Annotated in this window: 17 protein-coding genes; 15 read left to right on the top strand and 2 right to left on the bottom strand. The window is 71.8% G+C overall.

Annotated elements, in window-relative coordinates; translation table 11 throughout:
* The first annotated feature begins 167 nt into the window (after positions 1–167).
* The 8 genes from AB0O53_RS19260 (at position 168) to AB0O53_RS19225 (ending at position 9,396) form a co-directional block, all read left to right on the top strand.
* The gene (locus AB0O53_RS19260) at positions 168–1,163 is read left to right on the top strand and encodes an ABC transporter permease (protein WP_350987817.1); all 996 of its coding nucleotides are present in this window, start codon (positions 168–170) and stop codon (positions 1,161–1,163) included.
* A 74-nt stretch (positions 1,164–1,237) separates the two neighbouring features.
* On the top strand, positions 1,238–3,019 hold the full coding sequence (locus tag AB0O53_RS19255; protein WP_365196940.1) for an ABC transporter substrate-binding protein: 1,782 nt from the start codon (positions 1,238–1,240) through the stop codon (positions 3,017–3,019).
* Positions 3,020–3,151: 132 nt separating this feature from the next.
* Positions 3,152–4,150 (top strand): ABC transporter permease, encoded by a 999-nt coding sequence (locus tag AB0O53_RS19250; protein ID WP_350987815.1) that lies wholly within the window; start codon positions 3,152–3,154, stop codon positions 4,148–4,150.
* Positions 4,147–5,280: an ABC transporter ATP-binding protein gene (locus AB0O53_RS19245; RefSeq protein ID WP_350987814.1), complete on the top strand. Its 1,134-nt coding sequence runs from the start codon at positions 4,147–4,149 to the stop codon at positions 5,278–5,280. Before AB0O53_RS19250 ends, AB0O53_RS19245 begins: the two co-directional genes overlap by 4 nt.
* On the top strand, positions 5,277–6,383 hold the full coding sequence (locus AB0O53_RS19240; RefSeq protein WP_350987813.1) for an ABC transporter ATP-binding protein: 1,107 nt from the start codon (positions 5,277–5,279) through the stop codon (positions 6,381–6,383). The genes AB0O53_RS19245 and AB0O53_RS19240 overlap by 4 nt, the downstream gene beginning before the upstream one ends.
* Before the next feature lie 182 nt (positions 6,384–6,565).
* Positions 6,566–7,222: a trimeric intracellular cation channel family protein gene (locus tag AB0O53_RS19235; RefSeq protein ID WP_350987812.1), complete on the top strand. Its 657-nt coding sequence runs from the start codon at positions 6,566–6,568 to the stop codon at positions 7,220–7,222.
* A 46-nt stretch (positions 7,223–7,268) separates the two neighbouring features.
* Positions 7,269–8,123, top strand: coding sequence for a thioesterase family protein (locus AB0O53_RS19230; protein ID WP_350987811.1), 855 nt, complete (start codon positions 7,269–7,271; stop codon positions 8,121–8,123).
* Positions 8,124–8,232: 109 nt separating this feature from the next.
* The gene (locus AB0O53_RS19225) at positions 8,233–9,396 is read left to right on the top strand and encodes a cysteine desulfurase family protein (RefSeq protein ID WP_365196934.1); all 1,164 of its coding nucleotides are present in this window, start codon (positions 8,233–8,235) and stop codon (positions 9,394–9,396) included.
* A 13-nt stretch (positions 9,397–9,409) separates the two neighbouring features.
* Here the strand turns inward: AB0O53_RS19225 and AB0O53_RS19220 are convergent, their stop codons facing one another.
* Positions 9,410–10,072 carry an N-acetylmuramoyl-L-alanine amidase gene (locus AB0O53_RS19220; RefSeq protein ID WP_350987809.1) on the bottom strand — a complete coding sequence of 221 codons (663 nt, stop codon included), beginning with the start codon at positions 10,070–10,072 and terminating at the stop codon, positions 9,410–9,412.
* A 69-nt stretch (positions 10,073–10,141) separates the two neighbouring features.
* Between AB0O53_RS19220 and mnmA the strand changes: the two genes are divergently transcribed.
* Positions 10,142–11,275 carry a tRNA 2-thiouridine(34) synthase MnmA gene (mnmA, locus tag AB0O53_RS19215; protein WP_350987808.1) on the top strand — a complete coding sequence of 378 codons (1,134 nt, stop codon included), beginning with the start codon at positions 10,142–10,144 and terminating at the stop codon, positions 11,273–11,275.
* Positions 11,276–11,285: 10 nt separating this feature from the next.
* Here mnmA and AB0O53_RS19210 read toward each other — a convergent pair whose 3' ends face one another.
* Entirely contained in the window at positions 11,286–12,209 is a 924-nt protein-coding gene (locus tag AB0O53_RS19210) for an NADP-dependent oxidoreductase (protein WP_365196931.1), read from the bottom strand.
* Positions 12,210–12,336: 127 nt separating this feature from the next.
* Here AB0O53_RS19210 and AB0O53_RS19205 point away from each other — a divergent pair, with 127 nt between their 5' ends.
* The 6 genes from AB0O53_RS19205 (at position 12,337) to ligA (ending at position 18,762) form a co-directional block, all read left to right on the top strand.
* A complete protein-coding gene (locus tag AB0O53_RS19205; RefSeq protein WP_350987806.1) occupies positions 12,337–13,365 on the top strand; it encodes a GlxA family transcriptional regulator in 1,029 nt (342 codons plus the stop codon).
* 89 nt (positions 13,366–13,454) lie between these two features.
* Positions 13,455–13,799, top strand: coding sequence for a DUF1330 domain-containing protein (locus AB0O53_RS19200; RefSeq protein ID WP_350987805.1), 345 nt, complete (start codon positions 13,455–13,457; stop codon positions 13,797–13,799).
* Positions 13,799–14,749, top strand: coding sequence for a hypothetical protein (locus tag AB0O53_RS19195; RefSeq protein ID WP_365196927.1), 951 nt, complete (start codon positions 13,799–13,801; stop codon positions 14,747–14,749). Before AB0O53_RS19200 ends, AB0O53_RS19195 begins: the two co-directional genes overlap by 1 nt.
* A gap of 111 nt (positions 14,750–14,860) precedes the next feature.
* Positions 14,861–15,550: an SDR family oxidoreductase gene (locus AB0O53_RS19190; protein WP_350987803.1), complete on the top strand. Its 690-nt coding sequence runs from the start codon at positions 14,861–14,863 to the stop codon at positions 15,548–15,550.
* Positions 15,547–16,530, top strand: coding sequence for a methionine synthase (locus AB0O53_RS19185; RefSeq protein ID WP_350987802.1), 984 nt, complete (start codon positions 15,547–15,549; stop codon positions 16,528–16,530). Before AB0O53_RS19190 ends, AB0O53_RS19185 begins: the two co-directional genes overlap by 4 nt.
* A gap of 30 nt (positions 16,531–16,560) precedes the next feature.
* A complete protein-coding gene (gene ligA, locus AB0O53_RS19180; RefSeq protein WP_365196924.1) occupies positions 16,561–18,762 on the top strand; it encodes an NAD-dependent DNA ligase LigA in 2,202 nt (733 codons plus the stop codon).
* Positions 18,763–18,921 lie beyond the last annotated feature (159 nt).

Raw genomic sequence — 18,921 nt, 5'->3', positions numbered from 1 at the left:
GAAGACTCCCCCCACCGAAGGCCGGTCCATCTCACAAACACCAGCTCTTCACGTGCACTTCCGGCACATTTCTCGCCAATCGCACCACCAGCGACGCCGATTGAACCAAGCCGCCACAGCGGCGGGCATGGGCCGGCCACCGTCGGCCGAGAGGGGTCCCCACCACGATGACGGCACCACTGCACGACACCGGCGCGGCCGAGCCCGCGGCCGTGGCCGCCCCCGACGTTCCGCAGAAGGCGATCGAGGGGCGCTCGCCGTGGCAGATCGCCTGGCTGCGCCTGAAGCGGGACAAGGTCGCACTGGCCGGCGGCGTCATCGTGCTCCTGCTGATCCTCGTCGCGATCTTCGCGCCGCTGATCGTCAAGGCCTTCGGACACCCGCCGGAGGAGCTGCACGAGGACCTGCTCGACCCGCTGCTGGGCCTCCCGCTCGGCGACTGGGGCGGCATGAGCAGCGACTTCCTGCTCGGCGTCGAACCGGTCAACGGACGCGACGTCTTCAGCCGCATCGTCTACGGCGCCCGGATCTCGCTGCTGGTGGCCTTCCTGTCCGCCTTCGTGGCGGTCTCGCTGGGCACCTTCTTCGGCATCGTCGCCGGCTACTTCGGCGGCTGGGTCGACGCCGCCATCAGCCGGGTCATGGACCTGCTGCTGGCCTTCCCGCAGCTGCTCTTCATCATCGCGCTGATCTCGGTCATCCCCAACAAGCTCTGGGGCTTCGAGGGTTCGGGCCTGCGCATCGCCGTCCTGGTGCTGGTGATCGGCTTCTTCGGCTGGCCCTACATCGGCCGCATCGTCCGGGGCCAGACCCTCTCGCTGCGCGAGCGCGAGTACGTCGAGGCGGCGCGCAGCCTCGGCGCGGGCCGCTTCTACATCCTCTTCCGCGAACTGCTCCCCAACCTGGTGGCGCCCATCACGGTCTACGCGACGCTGATGATCCCCACCAACGTGCTGACCGAGGCGGCGCTGAGCTTCCTCGGAGTCGGCGTCAAGCCGCCCACGCCGTCCTGGGGGGAAACCCTCGCCACGGCCGTGCGGACCTACGAGGACGATCCGCTCTTCATGATCTTCCCCGGCGTAGCGATCTTCATCACCGTGCTGGCCTTCAACCTCTTCGGCGACGGCGTCCGCGACGCCCTCGACCCGAAGGGCTCCCGCTAGCCACCGCAGGGCAAACCAGGAACCGGCCTCGTGCCGTACGTACACCGGAACTACAACGGAGGGTTGCGAGCATCGTGACTACCCATCGCACGTCGAAGCGCAGACTTGCCGCCGGCACGGCCGTCGTGCTCGCGGCCATGCTCACCGCGACCGCCTGTGGCGGCGGGGCCGACAAGAAGGACGACAAGGCCGCCGGCTCCGGCAGCGGCTTCAACGCGGGCATCGAGAAGGTCGCCAACGCGTCGGACAAGAAGGGCGGCGAGCTGAAGTTCGTCGGCACCCAGGACGCCGACTCGTGGGACCCGCAGCGCGGCTACTACGGCTTCATGTGGGACTTCTCCCGCTACTACACGCGCCAGCTGATCAGCTTCAAGCCCGGCCCCGGCAAGGAGAGCACCGAGCTCGTCCCGGACCTCGCCACCGCCAAGGCCGAGATCAGCGACGGCGGCAAGACCTACAAGTACACCCTCAAGGACAACGTGACCTGGGAGGACGGCTCGCCCGTCACCGCCCAGGACATCAAGTACGGCATCCAGCGCACCTGGGCGCAGGACGTCATCTCCGGCGGTCCGGTCTACCTCCAGCAGGTGCTGGACCCGAAGACCGAGTACCAGGGCCCGTACAAGGACACCGCTCCGGACAAGCTCGGCCTGAAGGCGATCGAGACCCCGGACGCGAAGACCATCATCTTCAAGCTCCCGACGCCCAACGGCGACTTCGAGCAGATGCTGGCGATGCCCGCGGCGAGCCCGGTCAAGCAGGACAAGGACACGGCCGCCAAGTACGGCCTCAAGCCCTTCTCGAACGGCCCGTACAAGATCGACTCCTACGAGCCGAACAAGAGCATGAAGCTCTCGCGCAACGAGAACTACGAGCCCGAGTCGGACACCATCCGCAAGGCGCTCCCGGACTCCATCTCGGTCACGTTCATGGCGAACGCGGACGACATGGACAAGCGCCTGATGAACGGCGAGTTCGACCTCGACATCAACGCCACCGGCATCGGCCAGGCGGCCCGCGCCACGGCGCTGAAGGACCACAAGGGTAACCTCGACAACGGCCAGACCGGCTTCATCCGGTACGCGGTCATGCCGCAGACCGTGGCGCCGTTCGACAACATCGAGTGCCGCAAGGCCGTCATCTACGCGGCCGACAAGAAGTCCCTGCAGACCGCCCGCGGCGGCCCGCAGGCCGGTGGCGACATCGCCCCGAACATGCTCCCGCTGGGCATCAAGGGCTCGGACGCCAAGTACGACCCGTACGAGGTCCTGAAGAACGACGGCAAGCCGAACCTCGACAAGGCCAAGGAGGCCCTCAAGGCCTGCGGCAAGGAGAGCGGCTTCAAGACCACCATCGCCGTCCGCAACAACAAGCCGGTCGAGGTCGCCACGGCCGTCTCGCTCCAGAACGCCCTCAAGCAGGTCGGCATCGAGGCCGACGTCGACCAGTTCGACGGCGCCCAGACCTCCGGCATCATCGGTTCGCCGAAGGTCGTCAAGGAGAAGGGCTACGGCATCATCATCATGGGCTGGGGCGCCGACTTCCCGACCGGACAGGGCTTCTCGCAGCCGCTGGTCGACGGTCGCTTCATCCTGCAGAGCGGCAACAACAACTTCTCCGAGCTGAACGACCCGGCGATCAACACCCTGTTCGACCAGGCCATCGCGGAGACCGACCCGGCCAAGGCCGGCGACATCTACAAGCAGATGAACCAGAAGGTCTCCGAGGCCGCCGTCTACCTGCCCTTCGTCTACGACAAGACGATCACGTGGCGCAGCACCCGGCTGACGAACGCCTACACCACCGACGCCTACAACGGCCGCTACGACTACGCGTCCCTCGGTGTCGTGAAGTAACGGTCCATCAGTCCAGTTCCAGTGTTCCAGTGCCACACCCGCTAGGCACGAAGGGCAGGTGATGGCCGCGGTTGCGGCTTGGGGGCGCTCTCCAGAAGAGGGCGCCCCCGGGCCGCAGCCAGGCCGAGCGCAGTGCTTGCATACCTCATCCGACGGATCTTCGCCGTCCTCGTCATGCTGCTGGTCATCACGCTGGTGACCTTCGGAATCTTCTTCCTGTTCCCGAAGCTGATCGGGACGGACCCTGCCCTGTACTTCGTGGGCAAGCAGTCCGACCCCGTCGCCATCGAAGGCATCCGGCAGAAGATGGGTCTCGACGACCCGATCCTCGTCCAGTTCGGCAAGTTCGTCGTCGGGCTGGTGGCGGGTCGCACGTACGCCAACGGCTCCGACGTCACGCAATGCGCCGCGCCCTGCTTCGGATACTCCTTCAAGACCGAGCAGGAGGTCTGGCCGCTGCTGCTGGACTGGCTGCCGGTCACCCTCTCCCTCGCCATGGGCGCCGTCGTCCTCTGGGTCGCCGGCGGTGTCGCCACCGGCGTCGTCTCCGCCCTCAAGCGCGGCAGCGTCCTGGACCGCTCGGCCATGGGCGTCGCCCTCGCCGGCGTCTCGCTCCCCATCTACTTCACGGGCATGCTCGTCATCGCCCTCTTCTCCGACCAGCTCGGCTGGTTCGGACGACCGGAGGCGACCTTCGCCGAGGATCCGGCCAAGTGGTTCAACGGCATGATCCTGCCGTGGGTCTCGCTCGCCTTCCTCTACGCGGCGATGTACGCGCGGCTCACCCGCGCGACCATGCTCGAAGTCCTCAACGAGGACTACATCCGCACCGCCCGCGCCAAGGGCCTGACGGAACCCGTCGTCATCGGCAAGCACGCCATGCGCTCGACGATGACGCCGATCCTGACCGTCCTGGGCCTCGACCTCGGCGCCCTGATGGGCGGCGCGGTCCTGACGGAGTACACGTTCTCGCTGCACGGACTGGGCTACAGCGCGGTGCGCGCCATCAGCGAGCACGACCTCCCCGTCATCCTGGGCATCACCCTGATCTCCGCGTTCTTCGTCGTCGCCGCGAACCTCATCGTTGACCTCCTGTACGCGGTGATCGACCCCCGAGTGAGGCTGTCATGACCGATCCGACGACCAAGACCGGAGAGACCGCGCAGACCGGAGCGCCGAATCAGCCCTACGACGGGTCGGCTCCCCCCACCGCCTTCCTGGAGGTCCGCGACCTCAAGGTGCACTTCCCGACCGAGGACGGCCTGGTCAAGTCGGTCGACGGCCTCTCCTTCAGCCTGGAGAAGGGCAAGACCCTCGGCATCGTGGGCGAGTCCGGATCCGGCAAGTCGGTCACCTCGCTGGGCATCATGGGCCTGCACCGCGTGGGCCAGTACGGCCGCCAGCGGGCCCGGATCTCCGGCGAGATCTGGCTCGACGGCAAGGAGCTGCTCTCCGCCGACGAGGACGAGGTGCGCAGGCTGCGCGGCCGGGAGATCGCGATGATCTTCCAGGACCCGCTGTCGGCGATGCACCCGTACTTCACCGTCGGCAAGCAGATCTCCGAGGCGTACCGCGTCCACCACAAGGTCGACAAGAAGGCCGCCCGCAAGCGGGCCGTCGAACTCCTCGACCGCGTCGGCATCCCCGAGCCGCACAAGCGCTTCGACAGCTACCCGCACGAGTTCTCCGGCGGCATGCGCCAGCGCGCGATGATCGCGATGGCGCTCGTCAACAACCCCGAACTGCTCATCGCGGACGAGCCGACGACCGCCCTCGACGTCACCGTCCAGGCCCAGATCCTCGACCTGATCCGGGACCTCCAGAAGGAGTTCGGCTCCGCGGTCATCATGATCACGCACGACCTCGGCGTGGTCGCCGAGATGGCCGACGAACTCCTCGTGATGTACGGCGGCCGCTGCGTCGAGCGGGGCACCGCCGAGAAGGTCTTCTACGAGCCCCGGCACCCCTACACCTGGGGCCTGCTGGGCTCGATGCCGCGCATCGACCGCGAGCAGACCGAGCGCCTCATCCCGGTCAAGGGCTCGCCGCCCAGCCTCATCAACATCCCGAGCGGCTGTGCCTTCAACCCGCGCTGCCCGTACGCCGACGTGCCCAAGGGCAACGTCACCCGCACCGTGCGCCCCGAGCTCACGGCGCAGGACGACACCGGGCAGGACGGCACCCGCCACTGGTCCGCCTGCCACATGTCGCAGGACGAGCGGACCCGGATCTGGACCGAAGAGATTGCGCCGAAGCTGTGACCGACACCCAGAAGACGGATCCGGCCGTCACCCTTCCGGCGCAGGCCACGGACTCTCCCGAGCCGCTGCTCAAGGTCACCGGCCTGACGAAGCACTTCCCCATCACCAAGGGGCTGCTGCGCAGGCAGTCCGGCGCGGTCAAGGCCGTCGACGGCCTCGACTTCGACGTACGGCGCGGTGAGACCCTCGGCATCGTCGGCGAGTCCGGCTGTGGCAAGTCGACCATGGGCCGGCTGATCACGCGGCTGCTCGAACCGACCGGCGGCACGATCCAGTTCGAGGGCAAGGACATCACGCACCTCGGGGTGGCGGGCATGCGCCCGCTGCGCCGCGACGTGCAGATGATCTTCCAGGACCCCTACGGCTCGCTGAACCCGCGCCACACGGTGGGCACGATCGTCAGCGCCCCCTTCAAGCTCCAGGGCGTGGAGCCGGAGGGCGGGCTCAAGGCGGAGGTCCAGCGGCTGCTGTCGCTGGTGGGCCTCAACCCCGAGCACTACAACCGCTACCCGCACGAGTTCTCGGGCGGCCAGCGCCAGCGCATCGGCATCGCGCGGGCCCTGGCGCTCAAGCCGAAGCTGGTCGTCGCGGACGAGCCCGTCTCGGCGCTGGACGTCTCGATCCAGGCGCAGGTGGTGAACCTGCTGGACGACCTCCAGGAGGAGCTCGGCCTCACGTACGTGATCATCGCGCACGACCTGTCGGTCATCCGGCACGTGTCGGACCGCATCGCGGTGATGTACCTCGGCAAGATCGTCGAGCTCGCCGACAACAAGTCGCTGTACGGGGAGCCGATGCACCCCTACACCGCGGCCCTGATGTCGGCCGTGCCGGTGCCGGACCCGAGGCGGCGGGGCGCCAAGAGCGGCCGCATCCTGCTCAAGGGCGACGTGCCGTCCCCGATCTCGCCGCCGAGCGGCTGCCGCTTCCACACCCGGTGCTGGAAGGCCACGCAGATCTGCGCGACGCAGGAGCCGCCGCTGCTCGCGCTGAAGACGGGCCACCAGGTGGCCTGCCACCACCCGGAGAACGCCCCCGACCAGGCCCCGGGCGACAAGCCCCTCCCGGGTGCGGCGGACGCGGTGTCCACGGCGACGGAGTAACCCTCGTGCCGGGTGGGCCGTCCCGGCCCACCCGGCACAGGTCCAGCCCCGCCGGCGATCGAGGCGCGGGGGCTCGGGGGCGGCGCCCCCGCAACGGCGCCGCACGGCCTTCACCCGCCGCGGCCGGAGCCGCAGATTCCGCCGGGCCCGCCGCAGGTCGCGCGGCAGGTGACAATGGCCCGGTGCTCCACGATCTCTTCCCGCCGGGGGTTCAGCATGCGCTGGACCTCGCCGGCATCTTCGTCTTCGCCACCTCCGGCGCCCTGCTCGCCGTCCGCAAGAACTTCGACGTCTTCGGCATCGCCGTGCTCGCCCTCGTCACCGCCCTCGGCGGCGGCCTCTTCCGCGACCTGGTCATCGGGGCCGTCCCGCCGGCCGCCTTCGGCGAGCTCAGCTTCTTCGTCACCCCGCTGGTCGCCGCCGCGTTCGTCTTCTTCCTGCACCCCGAGGTCCAGCGGATCAACCGGGCCATCAACGTCTTCGACGCCGCCGGCCTGGCGCTGTTCTGCGTGACCGGCACGACCAAGGCCTACGAGTACGGCCTCGGCCTGACCGCGTCCGCCGCGCTCGGCCTGGCCACGGCCGTCGGCGGCGGCGTACTGCGCGACGTCCTCGTCAACGAGGTGCCCTCGCTGCTCCGCGACCGCGAGATGTACGCCGTACCCGCCACCGTCGGCGCCGCGATGGTCGCCGTGTCCATCGCCCTGGACTCCCTCAACGCCATCACCACCGCCCTCGCGATCGTGACCACCTTCGTCCTCAGGCTCCTCGCGATGCGCTACCACTGGCGCGCGCCGCTGGCCTGGAACAGGCGCTCCTCGGTGGCCGAAGAGCCGTAACGATAGAAAGCTACCGCTTAGTAGTAAGCGGGTGTACCGTCGTTCCATGTCATTTGCAGCTGCCCAGGCATCCATCGGCGACAGCGAGTTCGACCGCGACACCGCCATCATCGAACGCGCGGGCGAGCCCGGCGTGTACGACGCGGAGCTCTCCGCCGGCTGGACGATCATCGCCGCTGTCAACGGCGGCTACCTGCTGGCCCTCGTAGGCCGGGCCCTGTCGGCGGCCCTCCCGCACCCGGACCCCTTCACGGTGTCCGCGCACTACCTGACCTCCTCCGTGCCCGGCCCCGCCGTGATCCGCACCGAGGTCGTCCGGGTCGGCCGCACACTCTCCACCGGGCAGGCCTCGCTCCTCCAGTACGACGAGCACGGCAACGAGGTCGAGCGCATCCGCGTCCTCGCCTCCTACGGCGACCTCGCCGCCCTGCCGGACGACGTGCGGACGGTCGCCGAGCCGCCGCTCATGCCCTCCTACGAGAACTGCGTCGGCCCCGAGGCCGGCCCCGCCCCGATCCCCGGCAGCTCCGCCATCGTGGACCGGCTCCGCCTCCGGCTGGACCCGGCGACCGCGGGCTGGGCCGTCGGCGCGCCCTCCGGCAAGGGCGAGATGCGGGCCTGGTTCGAGCTGGCCGACGGCCGCGACGCCGACCCGCTCTCCATGCTCCTCGCGGTGGACGCGCTGCCGCCGACCGCCTTCGACCTCGGCCTGGTGGCCTGGACCCCGACCGTGGAACTCACCACGCACATCCGCCGCCGCCCGGCCCCGGGCCCGCTGCGGATCTCCATCACCACCCGCAACCTGGCCGGCGGCTTCCTGGAGGAGGACGCCGAGGTCTGGGACTCCACCGACCACCTGGTCGCGCAGTCCCGCCAGCTGGCGCGCGCCCTGCGCATGTGACGAGCCGCCCGGCCGGGGAGCGGCGGGGCGGCCACGCGCCCCGCACCCCGGCCGGATCGGGGTCCCGCCGGGCGGACGGGCGGGGGCGGGCCCCTAGAATCGGGGGATCATGGCCTACCTCGACCACGCCGCCACCACCCCCATGCTGCCGGAGGCCGCCGCGGCGATGACCGCGCAGTTCGCCGCCACGGGGAACGCCTCCTCCCTGCACGCCGCCGGCCGCCGGGCCCGCCGTACCGTCGAGGAGGCCCGCGAGGCCTTCGCCGAGGCGATCGGCGCCCGCCCCAGCGAGGTGGTCTTCACCGCCGGCGGCACGGAGGCCGACAACCTCGCCGTCAAGGGCCTGTACTGGGCCCGGCGCGACGCCGACCCCGCCCGGACCCGGGTCATCGCCAGCCCCGTCGAGCACCACGCCGTGCTCGACGCCGTGCACTGGCTCGCCGAGCACGAGGGCGCCCGGGTCGACTACCTGCCCGTCGACCGCTACGGACGCGTGCACCCCGACGCCTTCCGCGAAGCCGTCGAGCGCAACCCCGACGACGTGGCGCTGGCCACGGTCATGTGGGCCAACAACGAGATCGGCACCGTCATGCCGGTCCGCGAACTGGCCGCCACCGCCCGCGAGGCCGGGATCCCGCTGCACTCCGACGCCGTCCAGGCCTTCGGGCAGCTCGACGTCCACTTCGCCGACAGCGGCCTCGCCGCCATGACCGTCAGCGGCCACAAGATCGGCGGGCCCTACGGCATCGGAGCGCTGCTCCTGGGCCGCGACCAGAGCCCCGTACCCGTCCTGCACGGCGGCGGGCAGGAACGGCACGTCCGGTCCGGCACCCTCGACGTGCCCGCGGTGGCCGCCTTCGCGGTGGCCGCCGTCCTCGCCGCCGAGCGGCGCGAGCGGTTCGCCGCCGAGGTCGGCGCCCTGCGCGACGAACTCATCGCCGCCGTCCTCGCGGCCGTGCCCGACGCCGTCCTCGGAGGGGACCCCGAGGAGCGGCTCCCGGCCAACGCGCACTTCAGCTTCCCCGGCTGCGAGGGCGACTCCCTGCTGCTCCTGCTCGACGCCCAGGGCATCGAGTGCTCCACCGGCTCGGCCTGCACCGCGGGCGTCGCCCAGCCGAGCCACGTCCTGCTGGCGGCCGGCACCGACCCGCAGCTGGCCCGCGGCACCCTGCGCTTCTCCCTCGGCCACACCTCCACCAAGGAGGACGTCGCCGCCCTCGCCGCCGCCATCGGCCCCGCCGTGGAGCGCGCCCGGACGGCAGGCCTCAGCTGATCGCGCGGGAGGCTCAGGCCGAAGCGGCCAGGGCCTCCCGGACCATGCGCAGGTAGCGGTCCCAGTCCCAGTGTTCGCCCGGGTCGGTGTGGTCGGCGCCCGGCACCTCGGAGTGCCCGACGATGTGCGTGCGGTCGGGCCGTATGTCGTACCGGCGGCAGATGTCGGCCGCCAGCCGCGCCGACGCCGTGTACATGGCGTCCGTGAAGTCCTTCGGCCGGTCCACGAAACCGACGTGCTCGATGCCGACGCTGCGCTCGTTCATCGAGCGGTTCCCCGCGTGGAAGGCCACGTCCAGCTCGCGCACCATCTGCTCCACATGCCCGTCGCCGCGGACTATGTAGTGCGCCGACGCCTTGTGCCAGGGGTTCTTGAAGGCGTCCACCGAAGACTGGAAGCCGCCCTGTGTGACATGCACGACGATCCGGTCCACCCGGTAGTCGTCGGGCCGGTCCGCCATCCGCCAGTTCGCCGGGGAGGCCGCGGTCCAGCCCGCCCCCGCGTGGTCGATCTCGCCCTCCTTGCGCGGCTTGGCCACGCCCGGCAGCAGCCAGTACCCGCGCCGGATCTCGTCCCGGCCGGCGACCGCCCCCGCCGCGACGATGCCCAGCCCGCCGAGCAGCACCGCCCTGCGCGTCCGCCCCGGCTTCGATCTCTTGTTCCCCTGCTCGGCCATGTGATCCACCCCCTGTAGCCGATAACGCGCTGTGACCCCGCTCGGTTCCCCCGTACCCTGGACGGTGCTATGACTGAGAACCTGCCGCGCACCGACCGCCCCCTTCGCGTCCTGGCCGCCATGTCCGGCGGAGTGGACTCCGCCGTCGCAGCCGCCCGCGCCGTCGAAGCCGGGCACGACGTGACCGGCGTCCACCTCGCGCTCTCCGCGAACCCGCAGTCCTTCCGGACCGGCGCCCGGGGCTGCTGCACCATCGAGGACTCCCGCGACGCCCGCCGCGCCGCCGACGTCATCGGCATCCCCTTCTACGTCTGGGACCTCGCCGAGCGCTTCCGCGAGGACGTCGTCGAGGACTTCATCTCCGAGTACGAGGCCGGGCGCACCCCGAACCCCTGCCTGCGGTGCAACGAGAAGATCAAGTTCGCGGCGCTGCTCGACAAGGCCCTGGCCCTCGGCTTCGACGCCGTCTGCACCGGCCACTACGCCACCGTCGTGCTCAAGGAGGACGGCTCCCGCGAGCTGCACCGCGCCTCCGACATGGCCAAGGACCAGTCGTACGTCCTCGGCGTCCTCGACGAGAAGCAGCTCGCCCACGCCCTCTTCCCGCTCGGTGACACCCTCACCACCAAGGAGGAGATCCGGGCCGAGGCGGAGGAGCGGGGGCTGGCCGTCGCGAAGAAGCCCGACAGCCACGACATCTGCTTCATCGCCGACGGCGACACCCAGGGCTTCCTCGCCGGCCGCCTCGGCAAGGCCGAGGGCGACATCGTCGACGGGGCGACCGGCGAGAAGGTCGGCACGCACGACGGCGCCTTCGGCTTCACCATCGGCCAGCGCAAGGGCCTGCGGATCGGCCACCCGGCCCCCGACGGCAAGCCGCGCTACGTCCTCGACATCTCCCCGGTGAACAACACCGTCACCGTCGGCCCCGTCGAGGCCCTCGACGTCAGCGCCCTCACCGCGATCCGTCCCCGCTGGTGCGGCGCCGAGGCGGCCGCCCCGGGCACCTACACCGCCCAGCTGCGCGCCCACGGCGGCGAGACCGAGGTCTTCGCCGAGGTCGTGGACGGCGAGCTGCGCGTCTCCTTCACCGAGCCCGTCCGCGGCGTGGCCCCCGGCCAGGCGATCGTGCTCTACGACGGCACCCGCGTGGTCGGCTCCGCCACCATCGCGACCACCACGCGGGCCGCCGCCGCCGTCTGACGGGCCCCGGTCAGACCACCGTCAGGACGATCTTGCCGGTGGTCCGGCCCTGCTCGCCGATCTCGTGGGCCCGCGCGGCGTCCGCCAGCGGCAGCACCGTCTCGACCAGCGGCTTCAGCAGGCCCTTGTCCGCGAGTTCGGCGATCGCCTCCAGACCCTTCAGGTCCGGGTCGACCAGGACCCAGGAGGCGTTCACCCCGTCGGCGCCGGCCGGGACCGAGTCCGGGCCGGGCAGCGAGACCAGGTGGCCGCCGGCCCTGAGCACCTTCAGGCTGCGCTCGGCGGTGTCGCCGCCCAGCGCGTCCAGGACGACGTCGACGTCCGAGACCGCCTCGGCGAAGTCCACCGAGCGGTAGTCGATCAGCTCGTCGGCGCCCAGCTCGCGCAGCACGTCGTGCTTGGCGGCGCTGGCCGTGCCGATCACGTACGCGCCGCGGGCCTTGGCGATCTGCACCGCCAGGTGCCCGACCCCGCCGGCCGCCGCGTGGACGAGGACCCGCTGCCCGGCCGTGACACCGGCGGTGTCCACCAGTGCCTGCCAGGCGGTGAGCGCCGCCAGCGGCAGCGCCGCCGCCTGCACGTGGTCGAGGGAGCCGGGCTTGCGGGCGAAGTGCCGCGCCGGGGCCACCACGTACTCGGCGTAGCCGCCCGCCTGGCGGGGGAAGAGCGGCATGCCGTACACCTCGTCACCGGGGGCGTAGAGGGTCACGCCGGGGCCGACCGCCTCGACCGTGCCGGAGACGTCCCAGCCCACGATCGGGGTCTCGCCCCAGGCGATCAGGCCGCCGCTGGCGCGGGTCTTCCAGTCGACCGGGTTGACGCCCGCCGCGTGGACCCGGACGAGGACCTCGCCCAGCCCCGGCTCCGGCCGCTCGATCTCCCGCTCGACCAGGTTCTCCGGGCCGCCCCACTCGTTGACGACGATCGCGCGCATCTCAGTCCGCCTCATTCCATCGTTTTCCGTCCGATACCGGGCTGTTTCCCGGCGACGTGTCCCAGATTCGGGCACCGGACGCCTCCATGGTGTTGGCCGTTTGGCCACTATGTGACAGGATCTGGCCATGGGTGAGACGCAGGAGCACATCGAGGACACGACCCGCCGCGGGAGCGGCGCGGACGGCCGGCACCTGGTCGCGGTGCTGGCCCTGCCGGGCTTCCCGCCCTTCGAGCTGGGCATCCCCTCGCGGGTCTTCGGCAGCGCCGTCGACGACGACGGCGAGGCCCTCTACGAGGTCGTCGTCTGCACCGCCGACGGCGCCCCCGTGCCCAGCGACTCCGGATTCGCCCTCCAGCCCGCCGCCGGCCCCGAGGCCCTCGCCGCCGCCGACACCGTGATCGTCCCGCCCACCCACGCCATGCCCGAGCTCGCCCGCGGCGGTCCGCTGCCGCCCGCCGTCGCCGCGGCCATCGCGGGCATCCGCCCCGGCACCCGGCTGGTGTCCATCTGCTCCGGCTCCTACGTGCTCGCCGCCGCCGGACTCCTCGACGACCGCCCCGCGACCACGCACTGGAACCTCGCCGAGGAGTTCCGCCGCGCCTACCCCCGGGTCCGCATCGACGAGGACGTCCTGTTCGTCGACGACGGCGACGTCCTGACCTCGGCGGGGGTCTCCGCCGGAGTCGACCTGTGCCTGCACCTGATCCGCCGCGACCACGGCGTCGCCGTCACCAACCGCGCCGCCCGCATGTGCGTCGTACCGCCCTGGCGCGACGGCGGGCAGGCCCAGTTCATCGACCGGCCCGTCCCCGAGCCCACCGTCGCCACCACCACCGCCACCCGCGCCTGGGCCCTGGAACGCCTCGCCGAACCGGTCAGCCTCGCCGAACTCGCCGCCCACGCCCGCATGAGCCTGCGCACCTTTACCCGCCGCTTCCGCGACGAGGTCGGCATGACCCCCGTGCAGTGGCTCACCGCCCAACGCCTGGAGACGGCCCGGCACCTGCTCGAATCCAGCGACCTCCCGGTCGACCTCGTCGCCCACCGCTCCGGCTTCGGCTCCGCCAACTCCCTGCGCCAGCACATGCGCGCGTCCCTCGGCGTCTCCCCGATCGCCTACCGCCGCACCTTCCAGCCCGCCGCCCCGGCATGACCTCGAAAGTAATCGCCACCGCGGCCGCCCGCTGACAAGATCGGATCAACGGCCCGCACCGGCGGGCCCGGTCGACAGGGGAGAAGACCATGACCGCCTACGCCATCGCCCACATACGCCCCGAGACGATGAACGAGGACATCCTCACCTACATCGAGACCATGCAGTCGACCCTGGACCCCTTCGGCGGCAGCTTCCTCGTGCACGGCAAGGAGGTCGAGGTCCTCGAAGGGCCCTTCCCCGGCACCGTCGTCGTCATCGGCTTCCCCGACATCGAGCGGGCCCGCGCTTGGTACGCCTCCGACGCCTACCGGGCCATCCTCCCGCTGCGCACGAAGCACATCCCCGGCGAGGTCATCCTCGTCGAGGGCGTCCCGGCCGGATACGACGCCGCACAGACGGCCGCCGGCCTGCGCGCCCAAGCCGGCCTCTGATGGGCAACCGGGCCACCTTCGTGCTCGCGGGCCCGGAGGGGTACAGCCGCCACCGCTCCTCCTTCGGCGCGGTGGCCCTGGACCTCGACCTGCTGGCCGGGCCCGAGGTGGTGATCCCGTACCTGCGCGCCCACGCGCCCGAGGACGGCTGGTACCCGGACGACATGGTCGAGGCGGGCGTCCTCGCCGACCCCGTCCGCAGGCTCCTGCTGGTCTTCGCATGGGAGGGGCCCGCCGCCTCCCTGCGCACCCGGGCCGCCGGCCTGGAGCTGCTGCGGCTCGCCTGGCCCGACTGGGAGGTGCGCTGGCTCTACGACGGCCAGAGCGGGCTGCGCGCCCACCTCGGCCTCGGCCCGCAGGAGCCCGACGCCGACGTGTACCCGGGCCCGGCGCTGGAGCCGGACGACGAGGAACTGGCCGACCCCGATCCGCTGGTCGCCGTGGTCACCGTGGGCACGGATCGCTGTCACGTCCTCGCCGACATCAACGACCACCCGGTCGAGGAGGGCCCCGCCCTGCTGGACCGGCTCCGGGACGCCCCCGACCACGGCCGGCACCTGCTGCGGGCGGACGCCGGGATCCACGTCGACCCGGCGCGGCGCCGGGTCGGCTGGTGGCTGAACACGGCCCGGGCCCGTGCCGGCACCGTCGGGCAGCGGTGGCCCGGCTGGACGGTGGAGTTCTGGGAGGACCGCTGGGCGGAGCACCGACGGGCCTCCGGCGGCCGCTTCGCCCCGCCCGCGCCGGACCGTGCCGCCGCGCTGGCCGACGTACGGGCGCAGGCGCTGGAGCGGTGGGCCGGCCCGCGGGGCGACGTACGGGAACGGCTCGTCGCCGCGCTCCCGCACGCCACGATCGGCCGGGGCTTCGGCCCCGCCGTCACGGCGGAGCAGGCGGCCGCCGCCCGCGCCACCGTGGAGCGGGCCCACGCGCAAGCCGTCGGCGCCTGACACCGGCCTCCGGGCCCCGCCCACCCGCGGCCCCGGCTCCGGCTGCGGGCCGGGGGCGGGAGCCCGGGGCTTCCCCCTCCCTGCCGCCCCGGACCTGCGAGCATGGGCGGTATGGCTACTCACCTGATCACCGGTGCCGGTTCCGGCATCGGCGCCGCCGTCGCGGCCCGGCTGCACGCCCGCGGCGACGACCTCGTCCTCCTGGCCCGCGACGCCGCCCGCGGCAAGCAGCTCGTCGAGCGCTACCCCGGCTCCCGGGTCCTCGTGGGCGACCTCGCCGATCCCGACCGGCTCTCCTGGGCCTTCTCCAAGCAGGCGATCCCCGAGCGCATCGACTCGCTCCTGCACGTCGCCGGCATCGTGGACCTCGGACCGGTGGGCGAGCTGCGGCCCAAGACCTGGCACCAGCAGCTCAACGTGAACCTGATCGCCCCCGCCGAGGTGACCCGGCTGCTGCTGCCCACCCTGCGCGCCTCCAAGGCCACCGTCGTCTTCGTGAACTCCGGCGCCGGCCTCAACGCCCACGCCGACTGGAGCGCGTACGCCGCCTCCAAGCACGGCCTGAAGGCCCTCGCCGACTCGCTGCGCGCCGAGGAGCGGGCCAACGGGGTCCGCGTCACCTCCGTCTACCCGGGCCGCACCGCCAGCCCCATGCAGGCCAAGGTGCACTCCCAGGAGGGCAAGGAGTACGACCCCGCCGCCTGGATCGACCCCGAGTCGGTGGCCACCACCATCGTCATGGCCGTCGACCTGCCCCGCGACGCCGAGGTCAACGACCTGTCCGTCAGGCCGGGCCGATGAGCGCAGGCGCGACCGGCGTCGGCTCGCTGCCCGGCGGCGACGCCCGCGAGGCAGCCAAGACCGCGACCGGGTCCTTCGAGGACTTCCCCTACCTGCCCGAACTGCCGTCCCGCGGCCCCGGCGCCGACATGATCGGCCGCTCGATCGGGCTGCTCGTCGACATGTACGGGCACGTGGAGCCCAGCGGCTGGCGGATCAGCGACCGGCCCGGGCGCGACACCCGCCGGGCCCGCTCCTGGCTGGGCGAGGACCTGGACGCCCTGGAGGAGTTCACCCAGGGCTACACCGGCAGGCTGAAGATCCAGGCGGTCGGGCCGTGGACGCTGGCCGCCGCCCTGGAACTGCACGGAGGCGAGGCGATGCTGCAGGACGCCGGCGCCTGCCGGGACCTGGCCGGATCGCTCGCCGAGGGCCTGCGCGAGCACGTGGCCGACGTACGCAAGCGGATCCCCGGCGCCGACGTCGTGCTCCAGCTCGACGAGCCGTCCCTGACGGCCGTGCTGCTGGGCCGGGTCCGCTCCGCGAGCGGCTACCGCACCTACCGCGCCGTGGACCGGCAGGTCGTCGAGGGCACCCTGCGCGAGGTGTTCGCCGTCCACGACGGCGAGGTGATCGTCCACTCCTGCGCGCCCGAGGTCCCCTTCGGGCTGCTGCGGCGGGCGGGCGCCACGGGCGTCTCGTTCGATTTCTCCCTGCTCACGGAGCGCGAGGACGACGCCATCGGGGAGGCCGTCGAGGGCGGCACGAAGCTGTTCGCCGGAGTGGTGCCGGGCACCGACGGCCCGTTGTCGGACCCGGGCGGTAGCGTCATGGGTGTCAGGAAGCTGTGGCGCAGGCTGGGGCTGGCCCCGGGGACCCTTTCGGAGTCCGTCGTGGTCACCCCCTCGTGCGGCCTGGCGGGCGCCTCGCCCGCCTACGCCCGCGCGGCGCAGGCGCATTGCGTCAGGGCGGCGAGGTCGCTCGCCGACAACCCTGAGTGACGGTCGGGACGGGCCACGGGAGGACACGGCATGGCAGCCGAACAGCAGGACACGGCAGTACCGGCGGCGGTGCGTGAACAGCACCAGCTGCTGGCCGAGCAGGTCGAGGAGCACCGCTTCCGGTACTACGTGAACGACCAGCCGGTCGTCAGCGACGCCGAGTTCGACCGGCTGCTGCGTTCGCTGGAGGCGCTGGAGGAGCAGTACCCCGAGCTGCGCACGCCCGACTCGCCCACCCAGAAGGTGGCCGGGGCGTACGAGACGGACTTCGCCTCCGTCGAGCACCGGGAGCGGATGCTCTCCCTCGACAACGCCTTCGACGACGAGGAGCTGGCGGCCTGGGCCGAGCGCGTCGCCCGGGACGTGAACACCTCCGACTACCACTACCTCTGCGAGCTGAAGGTGGACGGCCTCGCCGTCAACCTCACCTACGAGAACGGCCGCCTGACCCGTGCGGCCACCCGCGGCGACGGCCGCACCGGCGAGGACATCACGCCCAACGTCCGCACCATCGCCGACATCCCCGACCGTCTGTCCGGGGAGCGGATCCCGGCGCTCGTCGAGATCCGCGGCGAGGTCTACTTCCCGATGGAGAAGTTCGAGGAGCTCAACGCGAGACTCGTCGAGGCCGAGGGCAAGCCCTTCGCCAACCCGCGCAACGCCGCTGCCGGTTCGCTGCGCCAGAAGGACCCGAAGGTCACGGCGAGCCGGCCGCTGCACATGGTCGTGCACGGCATCGGCGCCCGCGAGGGCTTCGAGATCGAGTACCAGTCGCAGGCCTACGAGCTGCTGCGGGAGTGGGGCCTGCCCACCGCCCGGCACAACAAGGTGGTCTCCTCGCTCGCCGAGGTCCGGGCCTTCATCGCGGAGTTCGGCGAGAACCGGCACTCGGTGGAGCACGAGATCGACGGCGTGGTCGTCAAGCTCGACGAGATCGCCCTCCAGGGACGCCTCGGCTCCACCGCCCGCGCCCCGCGCTGGGCCATCGCCTGGAAGTACGCCCCCGAAGAGGTCAACACCAAGCTGATCGACATCAAGGTCGGCGTGGGCCGCACCGGGCGCGTGACCCCGTACGCGCAGGTGGAGCCGGTGACGGTGGCGGGCTCGGAGGTCGAGTTCGCGACCCTGCACAACCAGGAGGTCGTCAAGGCCAAGGGCGTGCTCATCGGGGACACCGTGGTCCTGCGCAAGGCGGGCGACGTCATCCCCGAGATCCTCGGCCCGGTGGTCGACCTGCGCGACGGCACCGAGCGGGAGTTCGAGATGCCGGCCGAGTGCCCCGCCTGCGGGACGGCGCTGCGGCCCATGAAGGAAGGCGACATCGACGTCCGGTGCCCCAACGGCCAGACCTGCCCGGCCCAGTTGCGCGAGCGGATCTACTACCTGGCCGGCCGGCAGTCCCTGGACATCGAGAACTTCGGCATCGTCGCGGCGGCCGCGCTGACCGGCCCGCTGGAGCCGGCGCAATCCCCGCTGCTGGACGAGGGCGACCTCTTCGACCTGACCATCGAGCAGCTGCTGCCCATCAAGGCGTACGTCCTCGACCCGGACAGCGGTCTGCCCAAGCGGGACCCCAAGACCGGCGAGGAGAAGATCGTCACGGTCTTCGCCAACCAGAAGGGCGAGCCGAAGAAGAACGCCCTGGCGATGCTGGAGAACATCGCAGCCGCCAAGGAACGCCCGCTCGCCCGCATCATCAACGGCCTGTCCATCCGCCACGTCGGACCGGTCGCGGCCGAGGCGCTCGCCCGCGAGTTCCGGTCCATCGCGGCCATCGAGGCGGCGACCGAGGAACGGCTGACCGCCACCGACGGCGTCGGCGCCATCATCGCCGCCTCCCTCAAGGAGTGGTTCGCGGTCGACTGGCACCAGGAGATCCTGCGCAAGTGGCGGGCGGCCGGGGTCCGGATGGAGGAGGAAGGTTCCGCCGAGGAGGAGGGGCCGCGACCTCTGGAGGGACTGACCGTGGTCGTCACCGGCACTTTGCAGAGCCACACGCGGGACGGCGCCAAGGAGGCCCTGCAGAGCCGCGGCGCCAAGGTGACCGGATCCGTGTCGAAGAAGACCTCCTTCGTCGTGGTCGGCGACAACCCCGGCTCCAAGTACGACAAGGCCGTCCAGTTGAAGCTGCCCGTCCTCGACGACGCCGGCTTCGCCGTGCTGCTGGAGCAGGGCCCGGACGCGGCGCGCGAAGCCGCGCTCCCGGTGGACGGCGCGCCCGAAGCGGAGTAGTACCGGCAGGGCAATCCCCGAGGGGGAGTAGCGAAGGCGAACGGATGCGTGGCGTGCGGCCGTACGGGCGGGCGCACGCCAGGCGCGGCCGACGGTGGTAAACGGCCGGTACAAGGCTGGTCGCAGGGCGGTGACCTGTCGGATCATCGGAGGGGTGAC

The sequence above is a fragment of the Streptomyces erythrochromogenes genome, assembly GCF_040684695.1.
Lineage (GTDB): Bacteria > Actinomycetota > Actinomycetes > Streptomycetales > Streptomycetaceae > Streptomyces > Streptomyces erythrochromogenes_C.
The sequence above is the reverse complement of the archived record's forward strand: the minus strand, read 5'-3'. Positions and strand labels throughout refer to the sequence as shown.